This window comes from Metabacillus rhizolycopersici (assembly GCF_020075705.1).
In genome coordinates this window covers 1-219 of record NZ_JAIQUM010000347.1, presented here as the reverse complement: position 1 = coordinate 219, position 219 = coordinate 1, and the positions used below count along the sequence as shown (strand labels likewise).

1 protein-coding gene is annotated in these 219 nt (G+C 43.4%); it reads right to left on the bottom strand.

The window, feature by feature from the left end:
* Positions 1 to 219, bottom strand: a 219-nt coding sequence (locus K9V48_RS28890; protein ID WP_438803938.1) for a hypothetical protein, incomplete at both ends; no start/stop codon positions are given.

Here is a 219-nt window from a genome sequence, read left to right as displayed (position 1 = left end):
GGCTCTGTCTTCCATGCCTTGATAAAGGTCTTTGGCTGCGTCGAACGATCCAACGGTTATGTAATTTCCAAAATCGTATAAGGAATCGAGCTTCTTTTCGTTCCGAGCTTCTAGGCCGTCCCAAAAATCGGTTCCGATTTCTTTAAAGCTATGGAGCGATTTTTCGATAGGGTTCAACTTAGCAAATTCTGCTTCTTCCCTTTTCCTTGCTTCGATTTC